The 2,500-nt window shown below is 52.9% G+C and carries 2 rRNA genes (1 of these 2 cut by a window edge); both read left to right on the top strand.

The features are described from left to right. A 23S ribosomal RNA gene (locus HRU92_RS12295) occupies nucleotides 1–2,150 on the top strand; it begins 573 nt to the left of the window's first position. A gap of 124 nt (nucleotides 2,151–2,274) precedes the next feature. Then, nucleotides 2,275–2,390, top strand: a 5S ribosomal RNA gene (rrf, locus tag HRU92_RS12290). Nucleotides 2,391–2,500: the final 110 nt, after the last annotated feature.

Raw genomic sequence — 2,500 nt, 5'->3', positions numbered from 1 at the left:
CCGTTAGGTGTAGGCGCAGCGAAAGCGAGTCTGAATAGGGCGTTAAGTTAGTTGGATTAGACCCGAAACCAAGTGATCTAGGTATGAGCAGGCTGAAGGTTGGGTAACACCAACTGGAGGGCCGAACCCACGTAAGTTGAAAATTACGGGGATGACTTGTTCCTAGGGGTGAAAGGCCAATCAAACTTGGAAATAGCTGGTTCTCCGCGAAAGATATTTAGGTATCGCCTCGGACGAACACTGTGGGGGGTAGAGCACTGGATGGGCTAGGGGGTCTCACCGACTTACCAAACCTAACCAAACTCCGAATACCCACAAGTGATATCCGGGAGACAGACGGCGGGTGCTAAGGTCCGTCGTCAAAAGGGAAACAGCCCTAACCTACAGCTAAGGTCCCCAAGTGATAGTTAAGTGGGAAAGCATGTGGGAATGCTTAGACAACCAGGAGGTTGGCTTAGAAGCAGCCATCCTTTAAAGATAGCGTAACAGCTCACTGGTCAAGCGTTCCTGCGGCGAAGATGTAACGGGTCTAAAACTATCCACCGAAGCTTAGGGTTTGCACGTTTACGTGCAAGCGGTAGCGGAGCGTTCCGTAAGCCTGCGAAGCGGTACCTGTGAGGGGCCGTGGAGGTATCGGAAGTGCGAATGATGACATGAGTAGCGACAAAAAGTGTGAGAGACACTTTCGCCGAAAGTCCAAGGGTTCCTGCGCAATGCTAATCAGCGCAGGGTTAGTCGGCCCCTAAGGTGAGGCAGAAATGCGTAGCCGATGGGAATCACGTTAATATTCGTGAACCAGATGGTAGTGACGGATCGCGCAGGTTCGTATCCCCTTATTGGATTGGGGGTGCGATGAGCCGGTTCCTGGAAATAGCTCCATCGATATTGACCGTACCCTAAACCGACACAGGTGGACTGGTAGAGTATACCAAGGCGCTTGAGAGAACTATACTGAAGGAACTCGGCAAATTGCACGCGTAACTTCGGGATAAGCGTGACTTCCCAGCGGGCAACCGTTGTGGAGTGGCACAAAAGAGGGGGTGGCGACTGTTTACTAAAAACACAGGGCTCTGCGAAGTAGCAATACGACGTATAGGGTCTGACGCCTGCCCGGTGCCGGAAGGTTAAATGGAGAGGTGCAAGCTTTGAAATGAAGCCCCGGTAAACGGCGGCCGTAACTATAACGGTCCTAAGGTAGCGAAATTCCTTGTCGGGTAAGTTCCGACCTGCACGAATGGCGTAACGACTTCCCCACTGTCTCCAGTATAGACTCAGCGAAATTGAATTCCCCGTGAAGATGCGGGGTTCCTGCGGTCAGACGGAAAGACCCCATGCACCTTTACTATAGCTTTACGCTGGCATTTGTGTCGGCATGTGCAGGATAGGTGGTAGGCTTTGAAGCCAGGGCGCCAGCTCTGGTGGAGCCGCAAGATGAGATACCACCCTTATCGTCATAGATGTCTAACCGCGGCATAACAGTGTCCGGGACAGCGTATGGTGGGTAGTTTGACTGGGGCGGTCGCCTCCCAAAGAGTAACGGAGGCGCGCGATGGTGGGCTCAGAACGGTCGGAAATCGTTCGCTGAGTGCAATGGCATAAGCCTGCCTGACTGCGAGACTGACAAGTCGAGCAGAGACGAAAGTCGGTCATAGTGATCCGGTGGTCCCGCGTGGAAGGGCCATCGCTCAACGAATAAAAGGTACGCTGGGGATAACAGGCTGATAATGCCCAAGAGTCCATATCGACGGCATTGTTTGGCACCTCGATGTCGGCTCATCACATCCTGGGGCTGGAGCAGGTCCCAAGGGTATGGCTGTTCGCCATTTAAAGTGGTACGTGAGCTGGGTTTAGAACGTCGTGAGACAGTTCGGTCCCTATCTGCCGTGGGTGTAGGAATATTGAGAAGAGCTGACCCTAGTACGAGAGGACCGGGTTGGACGAACCTCTGGTGGACCTGTTGTGGCGCCAGCCGCATTGCAGGGTAGCTAAGTTCGGACGGGATAACTGCTGAAAGCATCTAAGCAGGAAGCCTCCTTCAAAACGAGTATTCCCTTGAGAGCCGTGGAAGACCACCACGTCGATAGGCCGGGTGTGGAAGCGCAGCAATGTGTGAAGCTTACCGGTACTAATAGCTCGATTGGCTTGATCGTTCTCATTAATCAATGTCCGCATTGATCTGACGATCGCTCAGAAATACACCACCAACGCTTCTTGCATGGGAAAGCGTTGGAACAACAAACATTAACCAGATCTTCACCATCCGTTTTTCGCTGACCTGGTGGTTCTTGCGAAGCGCCCAAGACCCGATCCCATCCCGAACTCGACCGTCAAATGCTTCCGCGCCAATGGTACTAAGTCTTAAGGCTTGGGAGAGTAGGTCGCTGCCAGGTCTGCCAAAAACGGATGTCTCAATACAATCTCGAAAACAAAAGCCCCGCACTCAGAAATGAGGCGGGGCTTTTTCGCGTTCATGGCAATGAAGCAGGGGGGAGGGAAGAGG

Origin of the sequence: Devosia sp. 1635 (genome assembly GCF_013185955.1) — a bacterium.
In the GTDB taxonomy this organism is placed as follows: Bacteria; Pseudomonadota; Alphaproteobacteria; order Rhizobiales; family Devosiaceae; genus Devosia.
Note: the sequence above shows the minus strand (reverse complement) of the source record. Positions and strands in the feature narration are given on the sequence as shown.